18 protein-coding genes are annotated in these 21,124 nt (G+C 50.2%); 14 read left to right on the top strand and 4 right to left on the bottom strand.

The genetic code is table 11. The annotated features are described in order from the left end of the window. The first annotated feature begins 176 nt into the window (after positions 1-176). Positions 177-1,259: a COX15/CtaA family protein gene (locus K7B07_RS07565; protein ID WP_223708668.1), complete on the top strand. Its 1,083-nt coding sequence runs from the start codon at positions 177-179 to the stop codon at positions 1,257-1,259. A 17-nt stretch (positions 1,260-1,276) separates the two neighbouring features. Here the strand turns inward: K7B07_RS07565 and K7B07_RS07560 are convergent, their stop codons facing one another. Next, the gene (locus tag K7B07_RS07560; protein WP_223708666.1) at positions 1,277-1,897 is read right to left on the bottom strand and encodes a helix-hairpin-helix domain-containing protein; all 621 of its coding nucleotides are present in this window, start codon (positions 1,895-1,897) and stop codon (positions 1,277-1,279) included. 156 nt (positions 1,898-2,053) lie between these two features. Between K7B07_RS07560 and K7B07_RS07555 the strand changes: the two genes are divergently transcribed. Both K7B07_RS07555 and K7B07_RS07550 read left to right on the top strand, forming a co-directional pair. Beyond that, the gene (locus K7B07_RS07555; protein WP_223708664.1) at positions 2,054-2,773 is read left to right on the top strand and encodes a ThuA domain-containing protein; all 720 of its coding nucleotides are present in this window, start codon (positions 2,054-2,056) and stop codon (positions 2,771-2,773) included. A gap of 53 nt (positions 2,774-2,826) precedes the next feature. Further along, a complete protein-coding gene (locus K7B07_RS07550; RefSeq protein ID WP_223708662.1) occupies positions 2,827-3,414 on the top strand; it encodes a Crp/Fnr family transcriptional regulator in 588 nt (195 codons plus the stop codon). An 8-nt stretch (positions 3,415-3,422) separates the two neighbouring features. Here the strand turns inward: K7B07_RS07550 and K7B07_RS07545 are convergent, their stop codons facing one another. Genes K7B07_RS07545 through K7B07_RS07535 form a run of 3 tightly spaced genes read right to left on the bottom strand, consistent with a single transcriptional unit; the run spans position 3,423 to position 4,769 of the window. Then, a complete protein-coding gene (locus K7B07_RS07545; RefSeq protein ID WP_223708660.1) occupies positions 3,423-3,788 on the bottom strand; it encodes an Hsp20/alpha crystallin family protein in 366 nt (121 codons plus the stop codon). A 43-nt stretch (positions 3,789-3,831) separates the two neighbouring features. Further along, positions 3,832-4,182, bottom strand: a complete 351-nt coding sequence (locus K7B07_RS07540; RefSeq protein WP_223708658.1) for a hypothetical protein — start codon at positions 4,180-4,182, stop codon at positions 3,832-3,834. 11 nt (positions 4,183-4,193) lie between these two features. Further along, a complete protein-coding gene (locus K7B07_RS07535) occupies positions 4,194-4,769 on the bottom strand; it encodes an RNA polymerase sigma factor (RefSeq protein ID WP_223708656.1) in 576 nt (191 codons plus the stop codon). 169 nt (positions 4,770-4,938) lie between these two features. Between K7B07_RS07535 and K7B07_RS07530 the strand changes: the two genes are divergently transcribed. From K7B07_RS07530 to K7B07_RS07480, 11 genes are all read left to right on the top strand, one after another. Further along, entirely contained in the window at positions 4,939-5,670 is a 732-nt protein-coding gene (locus K7B07_RS07530; protein ID WP_223708654.1) for a FadR/GntR family transcriptional regulator, read from the top strand. Between the two features lie 18 nt (positions 5,671-5,688). Continuing rightward, positions 5,689-7,827, top strand: coding sequence for a heparinase II/III domain-containing protein (locus K7B07_RS07525; RefSeq protein WP_223708652.1), 2,139 nt, complete (start codon positions 5,689-5,691; stop codon positions 7,825-7,827). Next, positions 7,827-8,162 (top strand): cupin domain-containing protein, encoded by a 336-nt coding sequence (locus K7B07_RS07520; protein ID WP_223708650.1) that lies wholly within the window; start codon positions 7,827-7,829, stop codon positions 8,160-8,162. The genes K7B07_RS07525 and K7B07_RS07520 overlap by 1 nt, the downstream gene beginning before the upstream one ends. Positions 8,163-8,325: 163 nt before the next feature. Beyond that, positions 8,326-9,207, top strand: coding sequence for an alpha/beta hydrolase (locus K7B07_RS07515; protein ID WP_223708648.1), 882 nt, complete (start codon positions 8,326-8,328; stop codon positions 9,205-9,207). Between the two features lie 9 nt (positions 9,208-9,216). Continuing rightward, positions 9,217-10,236, top strand: coding sequence for a right-handed parallel beta-helix repeat-containing protein (locus tag K7B07_RS07510; protein WP_223708646.1), 1,020 nt, complete (start codon positions 9,217-9,219; stop codon positions 10,234-10,236). Between the two features lie 10 nt (positions 10,237-10,246). Next, complete coding sequence (locus K7B07_RS07505) at positions 10,247-11,539, top strand: MFS transporter (RefSeq protein ID WP_223708644.1); 1,293 nt, start codon at positions 10,247-10,249, stop codon at positions 11,537-11,539. Positions 11,540-11,542: 3 nt separating this feature from the next. Further along, positions 11,543-12,295 (top strand): SDR family NAD(P)-dependent oxidoreductase, encoded by a 753-nt coding sequence (locus tag K7B07_RS07500; protein WP_223708642.1) that lies wholly within the window; start codon positions 11,543-11,545, stop codon positions 12,293-12,295. A gap of 378 nt (positions 12,296-12,673) precedes the next feature. After that, positions 12,674-15,877: a SusC/RagA family TonB-linked outer membrane protein gene (locus tag K7B07_RS07495; protein WP_223708641.1), complete on the top strand. Its 3,204-nt coding sequence runs from the start codon at positions 12,674-12,676 to the stop codon at positions 15,875-15,877. 18 nt (positions 15,878-15,895) lie between these two features. After that, a complete protein-coding gene (locus tag K7B07_RS07490) occupies positions 15,896-17,488 on the top strand; it encodes a RagB/SusD family nutrient uptake outer membrane protein (RefSeq protein WP_223708640.1) in 1,593 nt (530 codons plus the stop codon). Positions 17,489-17,505: 17 nt separating this feature from the next. Next, positions 17,506-18,792 (top strand): hypothetical protein, encoded by a 1,287-nt coding sequence (locus tag K7B07_RS07485; protein WP_223708639.1) that lies wholly within the window; start codon positions 17,506-17,508, stop codon positions 18,790-18,792. Next, a complete protein-coding gene (locus tag K7B07_RS07480; protein ID WP_223708638.1) occupies positions 18,779-21,118 on the top strand; it encodes a polysaccharide lyase 6 family protein in 2,340 nt (779 codons plus the stop codon). Before K7B07_RS07485 ends, K7B07_RS07480 begins: the two co-directional genes overlap by 14 nt. Positions 21,119-21,124 lie beyond the last annotated feature (6 nt).

Below are 21,124 nucleotides of genomic sequence, written 5' to 3'. Positions count from 1 at the left end.
GCAGCTTTACTCCCGTCCGTTAGCTCCTGCCGATAATGGCCGCGTTGGGCCGGTTGCTGCCTGCTCCGAACGCCCGGGTCTCTAATCTCAACGTTCAATTCTGAATTCTGAATTCTCAAATCTCCAATCTCAATTCCCGGCCCCGAAACCGGAATAATTCAATAATTTTGCGCGTTATGCAATTACAAAAGAACCGGCCAGTGGCTATCTGGCTGTTTATCGGCGCTGGAATGCTGATTATCCAGGTTTTATTAGGAGGACTTACAAGACTCACCAGTTCAGGACTTTCCATTACAGAATGGCAACCCATTTTAGGCGCACTGCCCCCCATGAATGAGCAGGCATGGATGGAAGCTTTTGATAAGTACAAACAGATCGCACAGTTTAAATACATTCACAACCATTTTACCCTGGCTGATTTTAAGGGGATTTATTTCTGGGAATGGCTGCACCGCGACTGGGCAAGGCTGATCGGTATCGTGTTCCTGATCCCGTTTATCTGGTTCATTGTAAAAAAGAAAATCGACCGGAGCATGCTGACACCCATGATCATATTGTTTTTGCTGGGAGGATTGCAGGGGGCCATCGGCTGGATCATGGTAAGCAGCGGTGTGGGCACCGACCTTGTATATGTAAGTCATATCCGGCTGGCCGTGCATTTTCTGGCGGCCTTGTTGCTGCTTTGTTATGTGGTATGGTTTGCCCTGAAACTAACCGTGCGTGAAGACCAGCTGGCAGTGGACGGAGGAACCCGGAGTTTCAACATATTACTGTTAGTGATCATTACCCTCCAGCTGACCTACGGCGCATTTATGGCCGGAACGCATGCCGCAAATGCCGCCGTAACCTGGCCCGATATCAATGGCCGCATGTATCCGGGGGAGCTGATGTTCCGGGAAGGGGGCTTTTTATGGAACATCACCCATAACCTGATCTCCATCCAGTTCATACATCGCGGACTGGCTTATCTCATCACCCTGCTGATGGTATTTTTCACCTGGAGGCTGACCCGGTTGCCCCAATCCTCCCTGCTTTATAAAATGCGCTTCTGGCCCATGACCCTGGTACTGGTTCAGGTAGTACTGGGCATCCTGGCCCTTGTCAATTACCTCACCCCCGATAAATTATTGCTGAGCATCCTGCACCAGCTGGTAGGTATGTTGCTGTTGGTTTGCATGGTGGTTACCGTATTTCTTGTAAGACGCGTGCCTGCAGTACAAACAAAAACGGTCGCAGGCGCACCAACAACCGTTTTCTAAAAAAAAATTTGTAGATCTTACTTTCCGCCCAGCAGCTCCTGCTGAAGCGCTTTCAGGTCCTCCCATTTTTCCGCTGCTGCCAGCTTTGCCTGTTTGGGCCAGCTTTTAGGATCATGCGGCGCAAATTTGCTTCCGGCCGCATCCAGCACGGCTTTCAGCTTTTTTATAGTAGCCTTCGAAAGGTCCTTGAAATTATGAATGCCTTCCTGCTCCAGTAATTTTGCAATGGCCGGACCAATACCTTCAATTTTTGTCAGATCATTCTTTACCATTTCCGCTGCTTTTTTTGCAGCTTTGGAAACGGTCCTGGCAGTTTTACCTGCAACCTTCGCCGCTGCCTTTTTTACAACCACCATTTCTTCTTCAACCGTAATAACGGAATTGTCGATGCCAAAATGGTGTTTATGTACATAGCCCTGTGCGGCCCAGTCGTTCACCCATCTGCCGTCGTTCAGTAAAAAACGGTACTCGTAGGTCTGCCCCGGCTGTAGTTTTATTGTTGCTTTTAATGTGCCATCCTTGTGCGGCTTCAGGGCAATGGCCCTGTCAATATCCCAGTTGTTGAAATCTCCCAGTAAAACAGCTGAACTGGCAGTTCCGAGTGCTTCGCTTGGCAGCGAGAATACGACATCTTTCATATTCAATAAAATTTGTATAATACGCAAAATTAACGATTCCCGGGCGATTTTTTTTGCGAATCCCGATTTCTTGATAAGAATGTGAAGCCTACAGGGTTATATTTAAGTTAAGCGTGCTATCTTTAAAACTGATTTTAAAAAAGATTAAATATTGCTATGAAAAAGGCGGGTATTTTTCTGCTGCTGGTGGTAGCAGCAATAAGCGCGATGGCTGCCAGACCAAGGGTACTGGTGTTCTATAAAACGGCGGGCTTTTATCATCAGTCGATAGAGGCCGGTTTGCCGGCTATTTACAAGCTGGGGACGGAAAACGGGTTTGATGTGGACAGCACCAAGGAGTCTGCGGACTTTTCGGATGCCAATCTTAAAAAGTATGCAGCAATTGTTTTTCTAAGCACCACCGGTACGCTGTTTAATGCAGAACAGCAGCAGGCCCTGCAGCACTATGTGCATAACGGAGGTGGTATTGTAGGCATTCATGCCGCCACGGATGCCGAATACGACTGGCCCTGGTACAACCAGATGATGGGGGCCTGGTTTTTGAGCCATCCCAAACAGCAAACCGCTACATTGAATATTACCGACCGGAAACATGGCAGCACCCGGCACCTGCCGGCGCAGTGGACCCGCAAGGATGAATGGTATAATTTTAAGAACATTAATAAAGATGTTAAAGTGCTGATCACGATCGATGAAAAAAGCTATGAAGGCGGGAAGAACGGAGCCTTTCATCCCATGGCATGGTACCATAATTTTGAAGGGGGCCGTGTTTTTTATACAGAGCTGGGGCATGTGGACGAGTCGTACACGGATCCGCTGTTCCTGAAACATATTTTAGGCGGTATCCGGTATGCCATCGGAAAACAAAAAAAATAACAACAGGGATGTCCTTCCTGTTTGCTGCGCCTTATTACTTAAGATAAAACCTGATGTTTACCAACCTGATCAAAAACCTGGAAGACTACCTCCATTTCGAAGAGGATGAACTTGCTTTTTTACTCGCGCTTATGGAAACGAGAGTGGTAAAGAAGAACGAAATGGTAGTACGTGTGGGTGAACCGGCTAACTATGTTTATTATATCGATAAAGGACTGGTGCGTTTTTATCATGAACTGGACGGGAAAGAACATACCTACCGTATTTTCAGAGAAAACATGTGGATCAGCGACTATGCGGCCTTCCTTACCCGTTCAAAATCGATAATGAATATCGAAGCGCTGGAAGACTGTGTGCTGATCCAGCTGCACTATGACCATATGCAGAAAGGGTACGAGCGGGCTAAAGTGTTTGAGCGTTTTGGCCGTAAGATGGCGGAGTCCCTTTTTCTGACCACCGTTCAGCGGACGATGGATATAATGGCAAAATCGCCGGAAACCCGTTACCTGGAGCTGTTAGAGCATGATGCGGAAATGATCCACCGCGTACCGTTGAAGTACATTGCATCCATGCTTGGAATTGAGCCGGAAAGTCTCAGCCGCATCCGGAAAAGAACCGCCCGGTTTCATACAAAATCCTGATGAGCGTTTTACCCGGGAAGTGCCGCCTCCAGCTGCTGCCGGATGTGCCGTAATGTTGTTTCCTGTTTTTTGGGTAAAAATATGGTCAGTACGCCATTGCTGAACCGGGTGTTCACACAGGCCGTGTCCACCAATCCGTTCAGGTGCAGGCTGCGTTCAAAGTCTCTTACAGGAAATTCCTGTTTCAGAAACTCAACGATCCCGCCTTCTTCATCGCGGCTGCCGGTGATAATGAGGGTGTCGCTGATGATGCGTGTGCGGATGTTCTCCTCCGGAAATCCCGGTACAAACGCTGTTAACCGGTAACAGTCGTCCCGTTCTTCGATATTGATGGGTACATTGTATTTAGGCCTTCGGTATTCCTGTGTGTGCATAAAAGGGGTTTATGGGGTTGAGTCATTTGAGATTCGTATCTGTTCAGGATTCCTGGTCGGGGAAACGCCGCCACTGGCCGCAGCGCTGCCGCCATGCTTCGCGGAATGCTTTCCGCTCTTCATCGCTCATGTTCCGGAACTTCTGGCGCAGCCGGTCTGAAGGCCCCCCGTGGTGCCGGTGATGCCCGCCGCCATGGCCAAAGCCGAAGATGATTTTTGAAAGGATCAGTAACCCGACCGCCTGCCAGAAGGAGATCTGTTTGGTGTTCAGCAGATCCGGCAAAATGGCATTCCATAAGAGCATTACCACCCACCCGAATACCAGGATGGCCAGGAATCCCAGCAACACAAAAAGAAATGCGCGCGGCCGCCTGCCTCTTTTTTTATAGTTCATAATAATATCATTTAATAATTCATTAATTCGTCGTATAAATACTGCAGCCGGCTGCGCAGGTGCAACACGGCATACCGCTTCCGGCTGATAATGGTTTTCAGGTTCTCGCCGGCCTGATCGGCAATTTCCTGGAGGGTCTTATCCTCCAGTTCATTCAGGATAAAAACATCCCGCTGGCTGGCGGGCAGCTCCTCAAGGGCCGCAAACAGCTCTTCCCAGAACAGCTTCTTAATGTCGGCCAGCTCCGGATCATTGTCCAGTGTAAAGAGCAGTTCCCGGAACTGGATCTCCCCCTCTTCATTCTCATACTGATAATCATCAATAAGGTGATCCTTCTTTTTCCGGTATTTGTCCGTGATCTTGTTGCGGGCCACTTTAAACAGCCAGCCACTGACCTGTTCAATGGTTTGCGTGGCAGTTGCATTGGCATACTGGTACCAGACATCCTGCAAAATATCTTCAGCGTCCGCATCGGTATTTACGTTTTTACGAATAAAACCAAAGAGACGTTTACCATAATCCTTTACGGTCTGAATCACGTTTTGCCTGCTGTCTTCCGCCAATATGGACAGTTTTTGCTCCTGCATCAGAAAGATAAGACGAATGGCGGGATAAATTACTTTAAAACAGGGGGCTGATTTTTAAATTTTACTTCACGGGGGTTCCGGAAAGGAAAAAAACGGAAAAAATTTTTGCAGTTAAAATCAAATCGGCTATTTTTGGTTTACCAATTTTTGGTAAACCAATTTATTTTTTATGAGCAACGTTTTGGTCAATAATATAAAAGCAATACAAATAGAGTCACCTGTTGATAAGATCATCAGCCAGTTAAGACAGCTGATTGCATCCGGTCAGCTAAAGCCGGGCGACCGTCTTCCGGCAGAAAGAGCGCTGGCAGAGCTGTTCCAGGTAGGACGCAGCTATGTGCGGGAAGCCATTATGAAGCTGGAATTTTATGGCCTGCTGAAAACAAATCCCCAAAGCGGTACCTATGTATCCGGACTCAGCCTAAAAATACTGGATAATATCATAAACGATGTCATTAATTTCAACAAGGACGATTTTAATGCACTGATCGAAACACGTTACCATCTTGAGCTGACCTCCGCCAAGCTGGCTGCGGAGCGCCGGACGGAAGAAGATATTGAAGCCATCCGGGAAGCTTCGAGCGAATTTGAGCGCAAAATCAGGGCCAATGAAAATGCCGTGGAAGAGGATATGATCTTCCATATGAAGATTGCCAAGGCATCCAAGAATCCCGTGCTGGAATCCATGATCGTAGTGCTGGTACCCGATCTGATAAAAAACATCATTGAGAACAATGTGTGCGGCAAGAACCGGAGCAAGGAATCGATTCCCCAACACTTTTTATTACTGGAGGCGATTGAAAAAGGAAATGTAAAAAAGGCAGAAGCCGCCATGGCGGATCACCTGGCCGACCTCCTGAAAATAAGCAAGGCTGCCCTGTCGAAACGCACGGCTTCCTGATCTAAATTTTTCTAACGAATGCGCTGTCTGAAAACCGGTTTATTGTTTTGTTTATTGCTGCACGCCATTTTATCATTAGGCCAGGAACATCCCGGACTGATGATCACGGGTCCGCACCTGGAAGCATTGCGAAAGGGAACAGTGCAATATCCCTTAATGAAAAAGGCTTTTGCGGCGGTTAAACAACGCGCGGACGCGGCACTGGCAACAGCGGTAAATGTACCGGTGCCAAAGGACGGTGGCGGCGGGGTAACCCACGAGCAACATAAAAAGAATTACAACAGCATCCTCAGCTGTGGCATTGCCTACCAGATCACACAGGATAAAAAATATGCACTTTATGTAAAAGAGCTGCTGCTGGAGTACGCGCGGCAGTACCGTTCCTGGCCGCTGCATCCTGCCCGGAAACCCGGTCAGGAACCGGGGCGTATCTTCTGGCAAAGTCTGAATGATTTTGTATGGCAGGTGAATGTGATACAGGGGTATGATATGGTATATGAGGCACTGCCGGAACAGGACCGGGAAAAAATAGAAACCGGATTGTTTCTTCCCATTTTAAAGTTCTTTACAGTTGATTGCGGAAAGACATTTGATAAGATCCATAATCACGGTACCTGGGCCCTTGCGGCAGTAGGACTGACGGGATATGTTTTGAACAAACCGGAATATGTAAAAAAAGCGCTGAACGGAAGCCGGGGCGACCGCCGTTCGGGGTACTGGGCACAGCTCGACCAGCTGTTTTCGCCGGACGGATATTATGCGGAAGGCCCCTATTACCAGCGGTATGCACTGTTCCCTTTTGTAATGCTGGCAAAAGCCATCCATAACTATCAGCCGGAACTGCGGGTGTTTGAATACCGTGGTAATATCCTTTCAAAAGCGATTGCCACGGCCCTGCAAACCACTTATACCAGCGGCCTGTTTTTTCCGGTAAACGATGCTATAAAGGATAAAAGCTTTGAGAGCAGTGAGATCGTTTATGCGGTAAACATCGCTTATGCGGATATGACGCCCGATCCTTCATTGCTGGATGTGGCACAGCGCCAGAACGATATTACCGTTTCGGATGCAGGGCTTAAAGTTAGTGCTGCCATTGCCGCGGGAAAAGCAGTCCCTTTCAGGTACGCTTCCCTATGGCTGCGCGACGGGCAGGATGGAAAAAAAGGCGGCCTGGGTATTTTGCGCAGCGGATCCAATAACGACCAGCAATGCCTGGTGCTGAAGGCCACTTCCCAGGGTATGGGGCATGGGCATTTTGACCGGCTGAACCTCCTGTACTACGACAAAGGCAATGAGGTGTTCTACGATTACGGCGCGGCCCGTTACCTGAATATTGAAACAAAGGGCGGCGGGGGATACCTGCCGGAAAACGAAAGCTGGGCCAAACAGACGGTGGCACATAATACACTTGTTATCGATCAGCACTCTGATTTTAACGGCGATGCAAAGCAGGCCGAAATGCATCACCCGGAACTGTTTTATTTTCAGAACGACAGTTCGGGTATACAGGTAATGAGTGCGGATGAGCCGCATGCCTATCCCGGTGTGCAACTGAACAGGACGCTGGCACTGGTACCGGTACCCGGAACAGAACGGCCGCTGGTCGCAGATGTGTTCAAAGCCACCTCCGCAGGACAACACCGGTTTGATCTTCCGTTCTGGTACCAGGGCGATATGGTGAATACTTCTTTTCCGGTTCATGCCAATACAACGGCGCTGCATCCTCTGGGAACCGCTTCCGGTTATCAGCACATCTGGCTGAATGCGGCTACTGCAATAGCATCACAGTCGGGATTTGTAAGCCTGCTGAATGACTACCGGTTCTATACCACGCATTTTGTAACCGGTAATGCTCTGGAAGTAAAGCTGGTTTCCACCGGGGCCAATGATCCTTCCATGAACATCCGGCCGGGCCGGGGTTTCCTGCTGTCGCAGCAGGGAAGCGGCACCATTTATTTTGTAAGCATTACAGAGTCGCACGGCAGTGTCGATCCGGTAAATGAGACCGTCTCCGGCGCGGGAGGGCATTTATCCGGACTGCGGATGGATAAAGGAACAAACGGCGTCCGGATCTTTTTTTCGGTAGACAGGAAGGACTATGAGCTGCGCCTGGATTATACAGACAAGAACAATTTTATCCGATTAAAACAATTGTAATGATTCAAAGTGATCTTTTTCAGACAGACAGGGAAACGCCCTGGCAGGATGTGGGACAGGGAGTACAGCGACAGGTATATGGATATGACGATAGGCTGATGCTGGTAAAGGCCAGATTTGAAAAAGGCGCAGAAGGCACCCTGCACGAACATCACCACTCGCAGGCTACCTACGTGGCAAGCGGCTCTTTTGAAGTAACCATCGGAGATCAGAAAAAAGTAGTGGCCGCCGGTGATGGCTTTTATGTTCCGCCACATGTATTGCACGGATGTGTTTGCCTGGAAGCCGGGATACTGGTGGATGTGTTCAGTCCGCACCGGGAAGATTTCCTGTGAGTCCTGTTCCGCTGACAGGTGGATAACTAAATACGAACAGAAAATAATATACTGAGGATATAGGTCTGGTGAAGGACAGGCAACCGCCTGAACCATTGACCTGATAGTGCGCTGCATTATCGGGAAGGAACCTCCTTTGCCATAAAATAATAAATACAAAGCTATGATCACAAAAATCAAACACGGAGTACTGGCGTCGTTCTTTTTTCTTGGCACCTGCTGGTGCAGCGGTCAGGAAACAGCAGCAGTAAAAAAGGTGATTTATCCCCAGGGCTATTCCGAACAGCTGAACCTGGTGTATGTAAAGGCCGGTGACTGGGAAGGCCGGATGGATATATACCTGCCTGCAAAAGAAAAAGGTCCTGCGCCCGTGGTGATCAATATACATGGGGGCGGCTGGAATAAAGGCAACAAGGAATCGCAGACAGGATTCAGCACCTTCTTTAAAAAAGGCTATGCGGTTGTAAATGTGGAATACCGCCTTTCGCAACAGGCCACGGCACCGGCTGCAGTGCAGGATGTGCGCTGCGCACTGATCTATCTGGTGAACAATGCGAAGGAACTGAACATTGATGTGAACCGCATCGTGGTAATGGGCGGCTCCGCCGGAGGGCATCTGGCGCTGGTGGCCGGACTGATGGGCAATGACAACCGGTTTGATGGAAACTGCCCGGCAAAACAACCGGTTAAAATCGCCGCCATTGTGGATAAATACGGGATCACCGACGTAAAAGTCTGGCAAAGTAAGTCGGCTGGTATGTGGCTGGGACCCAAAGCGGATGATCTGGAATTTTCAAGATCGGTCTCCCCGCTCTACCTGGTAAAAAAGAACAGTCCGCCGGTATTTATTGTACATGGCGATGCCGATCCCATTGTGCCCTACCAGCAATCGGTCGACCTGAAAAAGAAACTGGATGAAGCAGGTGTAAAAAACCGGTTCATCACGGTACCCGGAGGACAGCACGGGAAATTTGAAAAGGAGGCCAACAGCCGGGTCAACAACGAGATCATTGCCTTTCTTAAAGAGATCGGTATCCATCAGTAACCCATTCCAATGAAACCTGTGCTATTATATACCGCCACCGTATTTGTATTGCTTTTTGCCTGCAGCGGCAAGCCGGAACCGGTAACGGCGGATCTGCCGCGATCAACGATCCGGGCTATACACGTAAGAAACAGCGGGGAGCTCAAAAACGCACTGGCGGCGGCAACCGCAGGGGATTCGGTGATCCTGGCAGACGGGATCTATGAAGGCCGGTTTGAAATTACCGCATCGGGTAAGCCGGATGCACCGATTGTGCTGACCGGCAGCCGGAATGCCGTACTGGACGGCGGTTCTACAGAACAGGGGTATGGACTGTATATACGGGCGGCCTATTGCAGGGTAAGAGGAGTTACGATACGGAACAGCCTGAAAGGGATCGTGGCCGATGAAACAACGAACTCCCTTATTGAAGGAGTGCTGGTAACAAAGGTGGGGGAAGAAGGCATCCATCTCCGGAAGTTCAGCAGTCGCAATGAGATCCGGAACAGCACCATAACACATACAGGCTTAAAGCCGGAACGTGCGGGATACGGGGAAGGGATCTACATCGGCTCTGCCCATAACAACTGGGAAAAATACTCCGGAGGAAAGCCCGATCGTTGTGATCAGAACAACATCATACAGAACACGATCGGTCCTTTTGTTACAGCGGAGTGTATCGATATCAAAGAAGGAACAACCGGCGGGTGGATCGAAGGGAACCGGTTTTATTCGGAAGGGATCAGCGGCGCCAACAGCGCAGACAGCTGGATGGATGTAAAAGGAAATAACTACCGGATAGAGAATAACAAAGGCGATAATCCCGGAGGTTCCCTGCTGCTGGATGGGTACCAGGTGAACTGTGCCTATGAGGGATGGGGCAACAATAATGTATTCAGGAAAAATCACTCCATAGTCAATGCCCCGGGGTATGTCATCCATGTAAGGCTGAAAAGCAGTAAGGGGATTGTTACCGGAACCGTGGTAACGGAGGACAATACAGCGGAGGGCGCCGGAAAAGGGCGCACCAATATCAATACCACTTTATAAAACGAGCACCATGAAGATAAAAGGATTACGCTGGTACATCATTGCATTAATTGCTGCGGCAACGGTGATCAATTATATCGACCGGAGCGCCATTAATATTCTCTGGCCCTATATCTATAAGGACTTTGGCATAGCGGATGCCGACAGCAAGAATGCGCTGGCACTGATCACCACCTTCTTTATGATCGCTTATGCGCTGGGACAGACCTTTACGGGAAAGATCATGGATCAGCTGGGTACCCGCATCGGGATGACCATGACCATTGTTGGCTGGAGCATTTCCATCGGGCTGCACGCGGTGGCGCGCACCCTGATGTCGTTCAATTGTTTCCGTTTCTTCCTGGGCTTCTTTGAGGCCGGCAACTGGCCGGGAGCCACCAAAAGCAATGCAGAATGGTTCCCGGCAAAAGAGCGCGCCATTGCCCAGGGGATATTTGGAGCAGGTGCTTCGCTGGGCTCGGTGGTTTCGGCACCCATAATTGCGCTGCTTTATATTGCGTTTGGGTGGCATGCCACTTTTATCCTGATCGGGTTGCTGGGTTTTGTATGGCTGATCCCCTGGCTCGTGATCAATAAGAATACACCGGATAAACATCCCTGGCTTACAGAGGAAGAACGCCGGCATATTGCGGAAGCCGCGGACAGTACCGCTGCCGCAGCGGTCAAAGAACCCCGGGTGCTTTCCTGGAAAGAGTTGCTGCAACTGAAGAATACCTGGGGTATCATCGGTGCCCGTTTCTTTATAGATCCGGTGTGGTGGCTGTTTGTGACCTGGCTGCCCACTTTTTTAAAGGAACAGTTCCTGTTTGATATAAAACAGATCGGCGCGTTTGCCTGGGTGCCGTTCTTATTTGCCGCGGTAGGCGGACTGGCAGGCGGGTTCTACTCATCACACCAGATCAAAAAAGGAGTGGCGGCAGATAAGGCCCGGAAGAAGGCCGTTGGCATCGGATCGGTGATCATGCTCGCCGCACTGATCATAATCCTGCTGCGCCTGGACGGACTTAAAAATACACCGATGTTTGCCATGGTACTGATCGGATGCACCCTGTTCGGCTTCCAGTTCCTGATCAATAATATCCAGACATTGCCCAGCGATTATTTTAACGGGAAAAATGTAGGTGTCGTTTCCGGTATGGGCGGAACGGCTGCCGTGATCGGTACGCTGATCACCACCTGGGCGGTGCCGGTCATAACCAGGACCAGTTATGTATCATTTTTTGCACTGGCTGCGGTGCTGGTGCCGCTGGCCTGGGGCACGATAAAATATGTATCATCCAATTCAAATCATCATAAAACTTAAGAAATGCGTTTAAAAAACAAGGTAGCTATTGTAACCGGAGGTTCGAGGGATATCGGCAGATCCGTATGTGTAAAGCTCGCCGGCGAAGGTGCTAAGGTGGTCATAAATTATTTTGGCAATGAAGCCAATGCGCAGGAAACCCTGAAGGAGGTAACCGCAGCGGGCGGGGAAGGAATTATCGTAAAGGCGGATGTAACAAAAGCTTCCGATGTGGACCACCTGGTACAGGAGGCGCTGAAAGCTTTTGGCAGTGAGATCCACATCCTTGTGAATGTAGCAGGGGGGATGGTGGCCCGCAAAACCGTCCTGGAAATGGATGAGGCCTTCTGGGACACCGTGATGGACCTCAATCTGAAAAGTGTATTCCTCGCAGTAAATAAAACATTGCCGCATATGCCGGCGGGCAGTTCCATTGTAAATCTTGCCTCGCTTGCAGGCCGGGATGGCGGCGGACCCGGGGCCAGCGTGTATGCCACTTCCAAAGGTGCCGTGATGACGTATACACGGGCACTTGCAAAAGAACTGGGGCCAAAGAATATCCGGGTGAATGCCGTGGCGCCGGGAATGATCGCAACGACCTTTCATGATACGTTTTCCAGGCCGGAGGTCCGTACCAATGTGGCCAATGCAACTGCTTTAAAGCGGGAAGGAACCGCTGATGAAGTGGCCGGTCTGGTGGCCTACCTGGCCGGACCGGAATCGGGCTATATCACAGGTGCCAGTGTTGATATCAACGGAGGGCTTAATTTCTCCTAAAGCTCTTTTGAGGTATCCGGGAATTATCTTCAACCCGGCGGAATACCGGTCATTAAGATAACTGCCCTCGTCGGGGCCGACCAAAAAGTCTCTGTTGTCCTGCTGTCCGATCCATCGGGACAGAACGACAAATGCTCTGTAAGCAGACTTTTTGGTCACTCCGGCCGGCAATACCGGAATATCCCTCTTTTACAATCCTTCTTCGGTATATCATATATGCTGCTGACCGGTGTCCGGTATTCAGAAAGCCGGTAAAAATATTTGGAAGTTAATCCCGGAAGTAATATTTTTGGTAAACCAATAATTGGTAAACCAAATTTTGGTGCACCAATATAACGAAGCTGCGGTGGTTCTGTCCATCAATGCCAAAAAGAAAATATGAAAATACATATAACGATAGCAGGCCTGGCGTTCCTACTCGCCCTGTTCCATCCTGCCGGCGGCTATGCCCAGGGCAGGCTAAAGATCCACGGAATTGTAAAGAATACCGATGGCGAAGCGCTCAGCGGTGTTTCGGTTACTGTAAAAGATTCCCGCCAGGGAACCACTACCGATTCGGCAGGAAGATTTTCGCTGAACGTGGAAAAAGGAAAGATCGTACAGTTTAATTACGTAGGCTACCTTCCCTATGCGCAGGGCATCACTGCGGCGGGGGAGCTACCGGTAACACTGGAAAAGAATGATATCAAAATGGATGAGGTAGTGGTCATCGGGTATGGCACCCAATCCAGGGGCGTGGTAACGGGCGCCGTCAGCAAACTGGTAAATAAGAACCTGGATGAGATCCCTTCCTCCCGTTTGGATCAGGCATTAACAGGAAAGATCGCCGGGGTGAACATCCAGAATGTTACGTCCGAAGTGGGCGCAGACCCCGTGGTGCAGGTACGCGGGTTCAATTCGATCAGCGCCAATGCCGCACCGCTGGTTGTGGTGGACGGTGTTCCGGTGCAGGATGGGCTCTCATTTGTGAACCCGCAGGATGTGGCATCCGTGGAAGTGCTGAAGGATGCTGCATCTGCAGCAGTATACGGTTCCCGCGCCGCCAATGGGGTGATCATCGTTACCACGAAATCCGGTGTGGCGGATAAACCCAATTTTAACTTCAAAGTATATTACGGGCGCAGTAATCCCTATAAGCTCAATCCCATAATGAATTTTACCGAATATGTGAACAAGCTTTACAAAGAGGCCGCATTCCGGGAGCAGGACTCCTCCGTTGCGGCCAACCGCAAAAACCTGATCCTGGAAACCGAGCGCGCAGCTTACATCCTCGAAAACCAGATCACCGGTTATGCGACGGACTGGCAGGAAGTGGGATTACAGGACGCCGGCATTTATAATGTTCAGCTGGGCCTTTCCGGCGGCAAAAAGGAAGTGAAGTATTACCTGTCGGGGAATTACCAGGAGAACAAGGGCATCATGAAATTCAGCGAGTCCAACCGTTTATCGCTGAAAGCCAAGCTAGATGCGAATCTCAGCCGCAAGTTCAAAATGACCTTCAATGTGAACCCCACGATCATCAAAACCACAAAGCCGGCGGTGAATTATACCGACTATTTCCGGATGTACTCCTTCATACCGGTATACCACAATGATTTTACCACTGCATTTGTTCATCAGAATACACAGTGGGCGGGCGTGTTACCGGGGGATTATGCACAGGCAAGGCATTTTAACGGACTTCCTTACGCCGGCCGGATGCCGGACGGCAGCTGGTGGGAGAGCTCCGGCCCTGTGGATCCCTGGAGTACCCAGAACAATACACCGATCTCTATTGCCGACCGGGAAAGCATCAAACAATATTTTTACCGCGTGCTGACAAGCGCTGACCTTTCTTACGAGATCCTGCCCCGGCTGACATTGAAGTCTTCGGTTTCGGGTTATTATAACGATCAGACCCTGAATGACTTTACCCAAAGCAATGCCAAACAGGACGGGGCGGTGAATTCCGCGGAGATCTATAAACAACAGACGCGGGACCTGTTGTGGGAAAACACCCTGAATTATAACCGGCGCATCGGCGATCATAACCTGACCGGCCTGTTATTGTATTCCGTTCAGCAGACCTGGCTGGACAGTATCAACATGGTGGGAAGAGGTTTCCCCATCGAGGACTTCAGTTCCATCAGTCAGGCCGCTCAGATCGATCAGGCACTGACCAATACGCGTAAGGATAAGACCGGACTGATCTCCTATATGGGCCGGGTGCTTTATGATTATAAATCCAAATATCTTTTTGCTGCCAGCATGCGTGCGGACGGCAGCTCCAATTTTGCACCCGGACATAAATGGGGTTATTTTCCTTCTGTATCCGTAGGCTGGCAGTTGAGCCGGGAACCTTTTATGCAAAAAATAAAGGACATCAGCAACCTGAAACTCCGCTGGAGCTATGGTGCTACCGGAAATAACCGTATTCCCAGCTTTGCCTATCAGGACCTGCTGTATCCCGCCAACTATCCGTTCGGAAGCGGAACCGGCACCACAGGTTTGGGCCTCTCGCCCAATGGAAACATACTGGCCAACCGGCAGATCACCTGGGAACGGACCTTTGCCACCAATGCCGGTATCGACCTGGGGTTGTTCAACAACCGCCTTTCATTAACACTTGAATATTATAACGCGATCACCGATAAATTGCTCTACAGTCAGGCCACCATGGCATTCAGCGGCTCCAACCAGTTCTGGAGCAATGCCGGCAAACTGCGGAACCATGGTTTTGAAATTGAGTTCAACGCCAGCCCGGTAAAAAATAAAAACCTCGACTGGAGCACCGGTATTACATTTGCGGCCAACCGCAATAAATTATTGTCGCTCGGTGGTGAAGCCTTTCAGTACAATTACGGAGAACGGAGTGAAGTGTATGCAGCGATCGTTGGTGCCCCGGCCATCCAGTTCTTTGGCTACAAGACTGATGGGGTCTGGGTTTCCGATGCCGAGATCGCAGCGGCAAAAGCAGCCGGACAAACATCTGCACTGTCCCGGTATTTCCAGGCCGGTGGTCTGAAATATGTGGATGTGAACGGGGATAATATCATTGATGGAAAAGACCGCGTGCCCATCGGCACACCCTTTCCCGATTTTACCTGGGGCTTCAATAACACATTCCGGTATAAAAGTTTTGACCTGTATTTTCTTTTCCAGGGTTCGCAGGGTGGCAAGCTGGTGAACGGGGACCTGAACTACAACGAAACAAAACGGTTCAATAAAAATGTAAATACCGACGACCGCTGGCTGAGCCCGATGTTCCCCGGTGACGGCAAAACACCTTATTTCACCAATGGTGAAAACTGGATGTTGTCGGATTATGCGCTGGAAGATGCTTCCTATGTTTCACTGCGTAACGTAATCCTTGGTTTTACCATGCCAAAGGGCGGCTTCCTGAAAAGAGCAGGTCTGAAGAGCCTGCGGATCTATGCTTCCGGTGATAACCTGCTTTACTTTATGGGGAGCAGCTACCGGGGTATCAACCCGGAAGCACGCATTACTTCCGGTGCCTACCGGTCGCCGCTTATCAACGGCTATCAGCGGGGTGCTTTCCCGCTGATGCGTACCTACACTTTTGGACTGGATATTAATTTTTAACGTATTCAATGCAAGCTGATGAAAAGAATAATTTACCTGTTTGTTACTACTGCTGCTGCGGCACTGTTCACATCCTGCAGTAAGCTGATCGATATAGACCCGATCTCAAATGTGGGGGTAGATGCATTTTACCGTAATTATAACGAAGTAAACACAGCGCTGACAGGCTGCTACAACGGGTTACAGGGCCCCTTATACAATGAATGGATGCTGACCGAACTGAGGGGGACCAACTCCCTGCAGGGGGTACCCAACAGCAGCGCCACGCAAAACATAGAGCTGAACGATCTGGATATGTATACGCTGAATGCATCACACGATGAAGTGTACAATTACTGGATCGCCACCTACAAAAACATCCGGGCGCTCAATTATGTATTAAAAAGCCTGGGCGCCGTTTATGAGAACGGAGCCGTTGCGCTGAACGACGGAACGGCGAAAATGGATGCAGCCCAAAAAAATCAACTGGCCGGGGAAGCGCTCTTCCTCAGGGCCTATCATTATTTCAACCTGGTACGGCTTTATGGGGGCGTATTCCTGATTACAGATCCCGTAGTACCGCAGGAAGCCAAGAAAACGGGAAGAAGTACCGTCGAAGAACTGTACCGGTTCATTACCGCCGACCTGACCAAGGCCGTAGAACTATTACCGGAAACGGCCTATGCCGGACAGAATCCGGCGGATATGGGCCGGGCTACGGTGTGGGCCGCAGATGCACTCCTGGCGAAAGTTTATCTAACCAGGGGGAAAAAAGCAGAAGCATTATTATTGCTGAATGAAGTAATTGATAGAAGCGGTTACGGCCTGCTTGCGGATTTTGAAGACGTGTTTTCCATTGCCAATGAAATGAACAGGGAACTGATTTTTTCCGTACGATACAAAGCAGGCGGCTTTGGTCTCGGTTCTCCCTTTGCCAATTTATTTGCACCCACCGGCAGCGGTAATGCCGTAGTGAACAACGACGGTAACGGGTTCAATTTCCCTACGTTCACTGCACGGGGCATGTACCGCTATCCGGCGTCGGCTAATGGAAGGGACGCACGCAAAGATGTTACTTTGGCACAGTATACGGCCACCAAACCCTATGTAAAGAAGTTCCTGTCTCAGGTGGTGGCCCGGTATGATGCGGAGAATGATTTTCCGGTGATCCGTTTTTCGGATGTATTGCTGATGAAGGCAGAGGCATTGGGATACGACGGACCTGGTGGTACTGCCGTAGGGCTCATCAACCAGGTGCGTGCGCGTGCCGGAGCAGGGGTCTATAGCGGAGACGGGGATTTCGGGACGGTCTTTTATCAATACCCTGCCTCGGGCAGTGAGGCCATTTCGGACGCCGCAGCTTTTACCAATGCCTTATTGCTGGAACGGCAACTGGAATTTGCCTACGAGAACCAGCAGTTCTTCGATATGGCGCGGCTCGGCGATCCGGTTGCGATCCTGAAAGCACATTTTGCATCGGAGTATCCTGTTTTCTACGTAAACATCCGCCCGGCGGTAAGTCTGGCTGATCTACAAAGCCATGTAACGGCCGACCGGATGCTGTTACCCATACCACAAAGAGAGATCGACACCAACGATGAGATCAATATCGGTCAAAACCCCGGCTACTAACCGCTAAAATGAGTACAATGAAAAAAATCTTTTCTGGTTGTCTTTCCGTAGTATTCCTTCTGCTCTTTGGTTGTAAAAAAGAGCAAGCACCGGACAGTAAAATAAGCCCCGACCAGGTCACCACCAGGGAATATCAGTACAACACGGCCACTAAAAAGTTTTCGCCGGATGCTGCGATCCATATCGGCATCAGTTCCCCGGCGGGCGTACAGCTGATCTATCATTACCTGCAGCGCAGGGAACTTCCGGATTCGCTGATCTATATTTATTACGATTCCCTGGACCAGGGAAGCAATGTGTCATTTGAACTGCCGGCCAGCCTGTTTGCAAAAACGGATATGTCTGCCGCAACGGGTATCCGGATGATGATCAAGCACCCTGATAACTCCTTCTATGAATCGCTGGTAAAGATCACCGCTTTTACGCCGCCGTTGCCGCAGACGGAAGGCTTTCCCGCATCCCTGCTTCCGGATGCCGGCAATAAGATCCATATTTCCGGAAATGTTCGTTCAGAAAACGGGATCAAACAGGTGGATATACTGGACGATGCCACTGGCGCCTTTACGGTGGTACATTCCATCACTGATCTGAACCAGGCAACGACTTATGCCGTTGCGTACGACTATACCTACCGTCCCGGTGCGGGCAATCTCAAAGTGATCGTGACCGACGCATTCGATCTGAAGGCGGAAGTCCTTATACATATACCGGTACTGCCTTATGACATTTACCAGGATGTGAATATGGGCGCACAGGGGACTGCGACTGTAACGATCGCTAATAACTTTTTTATTGCAGCAACCGGCCAGACGATGGGCAGCTGCCAGCTGGCGGAGCAGGAAGCTGTTATGGACTTCCTGTTTTATGGCACCAGCAATGGTCCCACGCTTTACAGTCCTTCCAATACAGCCAATGTGGCGGCCAATTTCCGGTGCAACGGAACCGGCTGGACGATCACGAATTCATCGGCATTGAAAGCCACCCGCTTCCGGGTGCTGGTACCCGGTAGCACCGCTACAGACCGGATCTACGAACAGTTTGAAGCCAACAATATTCCCGACCTGGATGAAAAAGGTTTCTTTGACGGGGTCTCGCTTCCTTCTTCCAGTACGGCCCGCTATGCAGCGCCGCCGGCCACACCTGCCGCCAATCTGTTCAACACGGTTGATGCTTATCTGATCTGGGCAAGGATCCCCGGTACAGACGGATCATCCAGGAATTGCCTGCTGCGGGTAAAAGACATTACAGCGGCTTCAACTGCCGGACTGTCTACGATAAAGTTTGATATTTATGTGGCAAAATAAAATAGGATTTGGTGCACTGCTTTGTCTGCTGTGCAGCTGGAAAACGGGCAGCGGGAACACCATCCTGGTGCATACTGTTGATGAATTGAAACAGCAACGTTCTTTAGTGCAGCCGGGCGATACGGTTTTGCTTGCAGATAAAGAGTGGAGAGATGCGGTGCTGGATCTGGAAATGGATGGAACGAAGGAGCAGCCGGTGGTAGTGCGGCCGCAGACGATGGGTAAAGCGGTATTTACAGGAAGATCGGCCATCCGGATCGGCGGGCAGTACCTGCTGGTAAGCGGGCTGTATTTTAAAAACGGTTCAACCCCCGGGAATGCCGTGATCGAGTTCCGCACACCGGGAGGCAAACTGGCGAATAACAGCCGGGTGACCCAATGTGTGATCGAGAACTACAGTCAGCCGGGGCGTTTTACAGCGGATGTATGGGTGGTGCTCTGGGGGAAGCGCAACCGCGTGGACCATTGTATATTTAAAGACAAGCTGAATGCAGGCCCTGTGTTGATCGTGGAGCTCAATGATGAACGCAGTCAGCATAATGAGCACCTGGTAGATTCCAATTATTTTGCCGGACGGCAACGGTTCGGGGCAAACGGCGGGGAAACCATCCGTATCGGTGTTTCCCGCTATTCCCTGACAGCTTCCCGTACGCAGATACGGGCCAATTATTTTGAACGTTGTAACGGGGAAGTGGAGATCGTATCGGTAAAGTCCGGCGAGAATAAGATCAGCAACAATACATTTTTTGAGTGTGAAGGAAGCGTGGTATTGCGGCACGGTGCCGGAAATGTGGTCAGTAATAATATTTTCCTGGGCAATAACAAACCCTTTACGGGGGGTGTGCGTATCATTAATCCCGGTCATACTGTAACCAATAATCTTTTTAAGGAACTGAAAGGGACCGGGTTCCGTTCGGCACTGGCGGTAATGAACGGTGTTCCCAATTCTCTGATCAACCGGTATTTCCAGGTAACGGATGTTGCCATCAGTCATAATACATTCATCAGTTGCTCATCACCGCTGTTTGGCGCTGGCAAAGATGCCGAACGCACCTTGTCGCCGCAGCGCACCCGGTTTACCGGCAACCTGATCGTTGGTGCAGAGGGAGCGTTGTATGAAGATGCGAACGATGACAAAGGCATTCAGTTTCGTGATAACGGAGTGGCCGGAACCCGCAGGGCAACTTATCCGCAGGGGTTCCGGGCGGTTGGTGTTGCAGACCATGTACTGGGAAAGCTGCATGTAAAACTGAATGAAAAGTACGGTGTGCTTCCGGATCAGCTATCAGAGATGAACGCCGGCAATACCGGCGCCGGCTGGTACAGGCCCGAACCGATGCAGGCTGTGCGTCCGCCACGCGTGTTTACCATCAGTCCCCGGGATATTCCGGGTTTAGATCAGATACTTCAGCAAATGCATCCCAATGATACATTGATGCTGGGTGAGGGGGGGATCTACCGGCTTTGCCGCCCGATTGCTGTGGATAAACCGCTGGCAGTTGTTGCAGCACCCGGCCTGTCTTCAAGACCGGTGCTGGTGAACGGCTGTGATAAAAGTATGACCGCGCATGTGGTAATAGAGAACGGTGGTGCTCTTTTTATAAAAGGGATCGCTTTCGACGGAGCCTATGAGAGCTTTGGTGCGGTAACGGCTGGTATCCGGTCTTCCGAAAAGCCCATGAACCGGCATTACAAACTGCATATTGATGATTGTGCCTTTTATAATTTTAATGAAAGCAGTCATGCGGGCTTTGCGGGGACGAAATCAACCTATGCGGATTCCATTTTGATCACCAATTCCCTGTTCCGGAATATCTCCGGAACAGCGGTGAACCTTGCTGAAGAAAAAGAGGATAAGGGGTATTACGGAGCGGAGTACCTGGTAGTAAAAAATACGGTGTTTACAAATATCCTCGGCTCCGCAATTAATGTATACCGGGGCGGGAACGACGAAAGTACCACCGGGCCTTTTGCAACCATCGACCATTGCACGTTTAATGAAGTGGAGAACCGTGAACAGGGTACGGCGGTACGGCTGGCAGGCGTTCAATACGCGCGGATCACGAACAGTAATTTTGTGAACAGTGGTTCCGGTGGCAGGGTGATCGAGTTCCGCGAGTTCCGCAATGATCCGCTGTGGGTGGATCATTGCAATTTTTATAACTGCGGACGCCTGGAGTCATTCTATAATAAAGTATCGGGCCCGCATATTTATAAAATAAAACCGGTTTTCAGCAATCCCGCTGTATTTGATTTTAATCTGAAAAAGCCATCGGATCTGCAGGGTAAATCTTCTGACGGAAAAACGATCGGTGCAGCCTGGTGATCACCG

It is taken from the genome of Niabella beijingensis (assembly GCF_020034665.1).
Classification (GTDB): Bacteria; Bacteroidota; Bacteroidia; order Chitinophagales; family Chitinophagaceae; genus Niabella; species Niabella beijingensis.
This window is presented reverse-complemented; position numbering and strand designations above follow the sequence as displayed.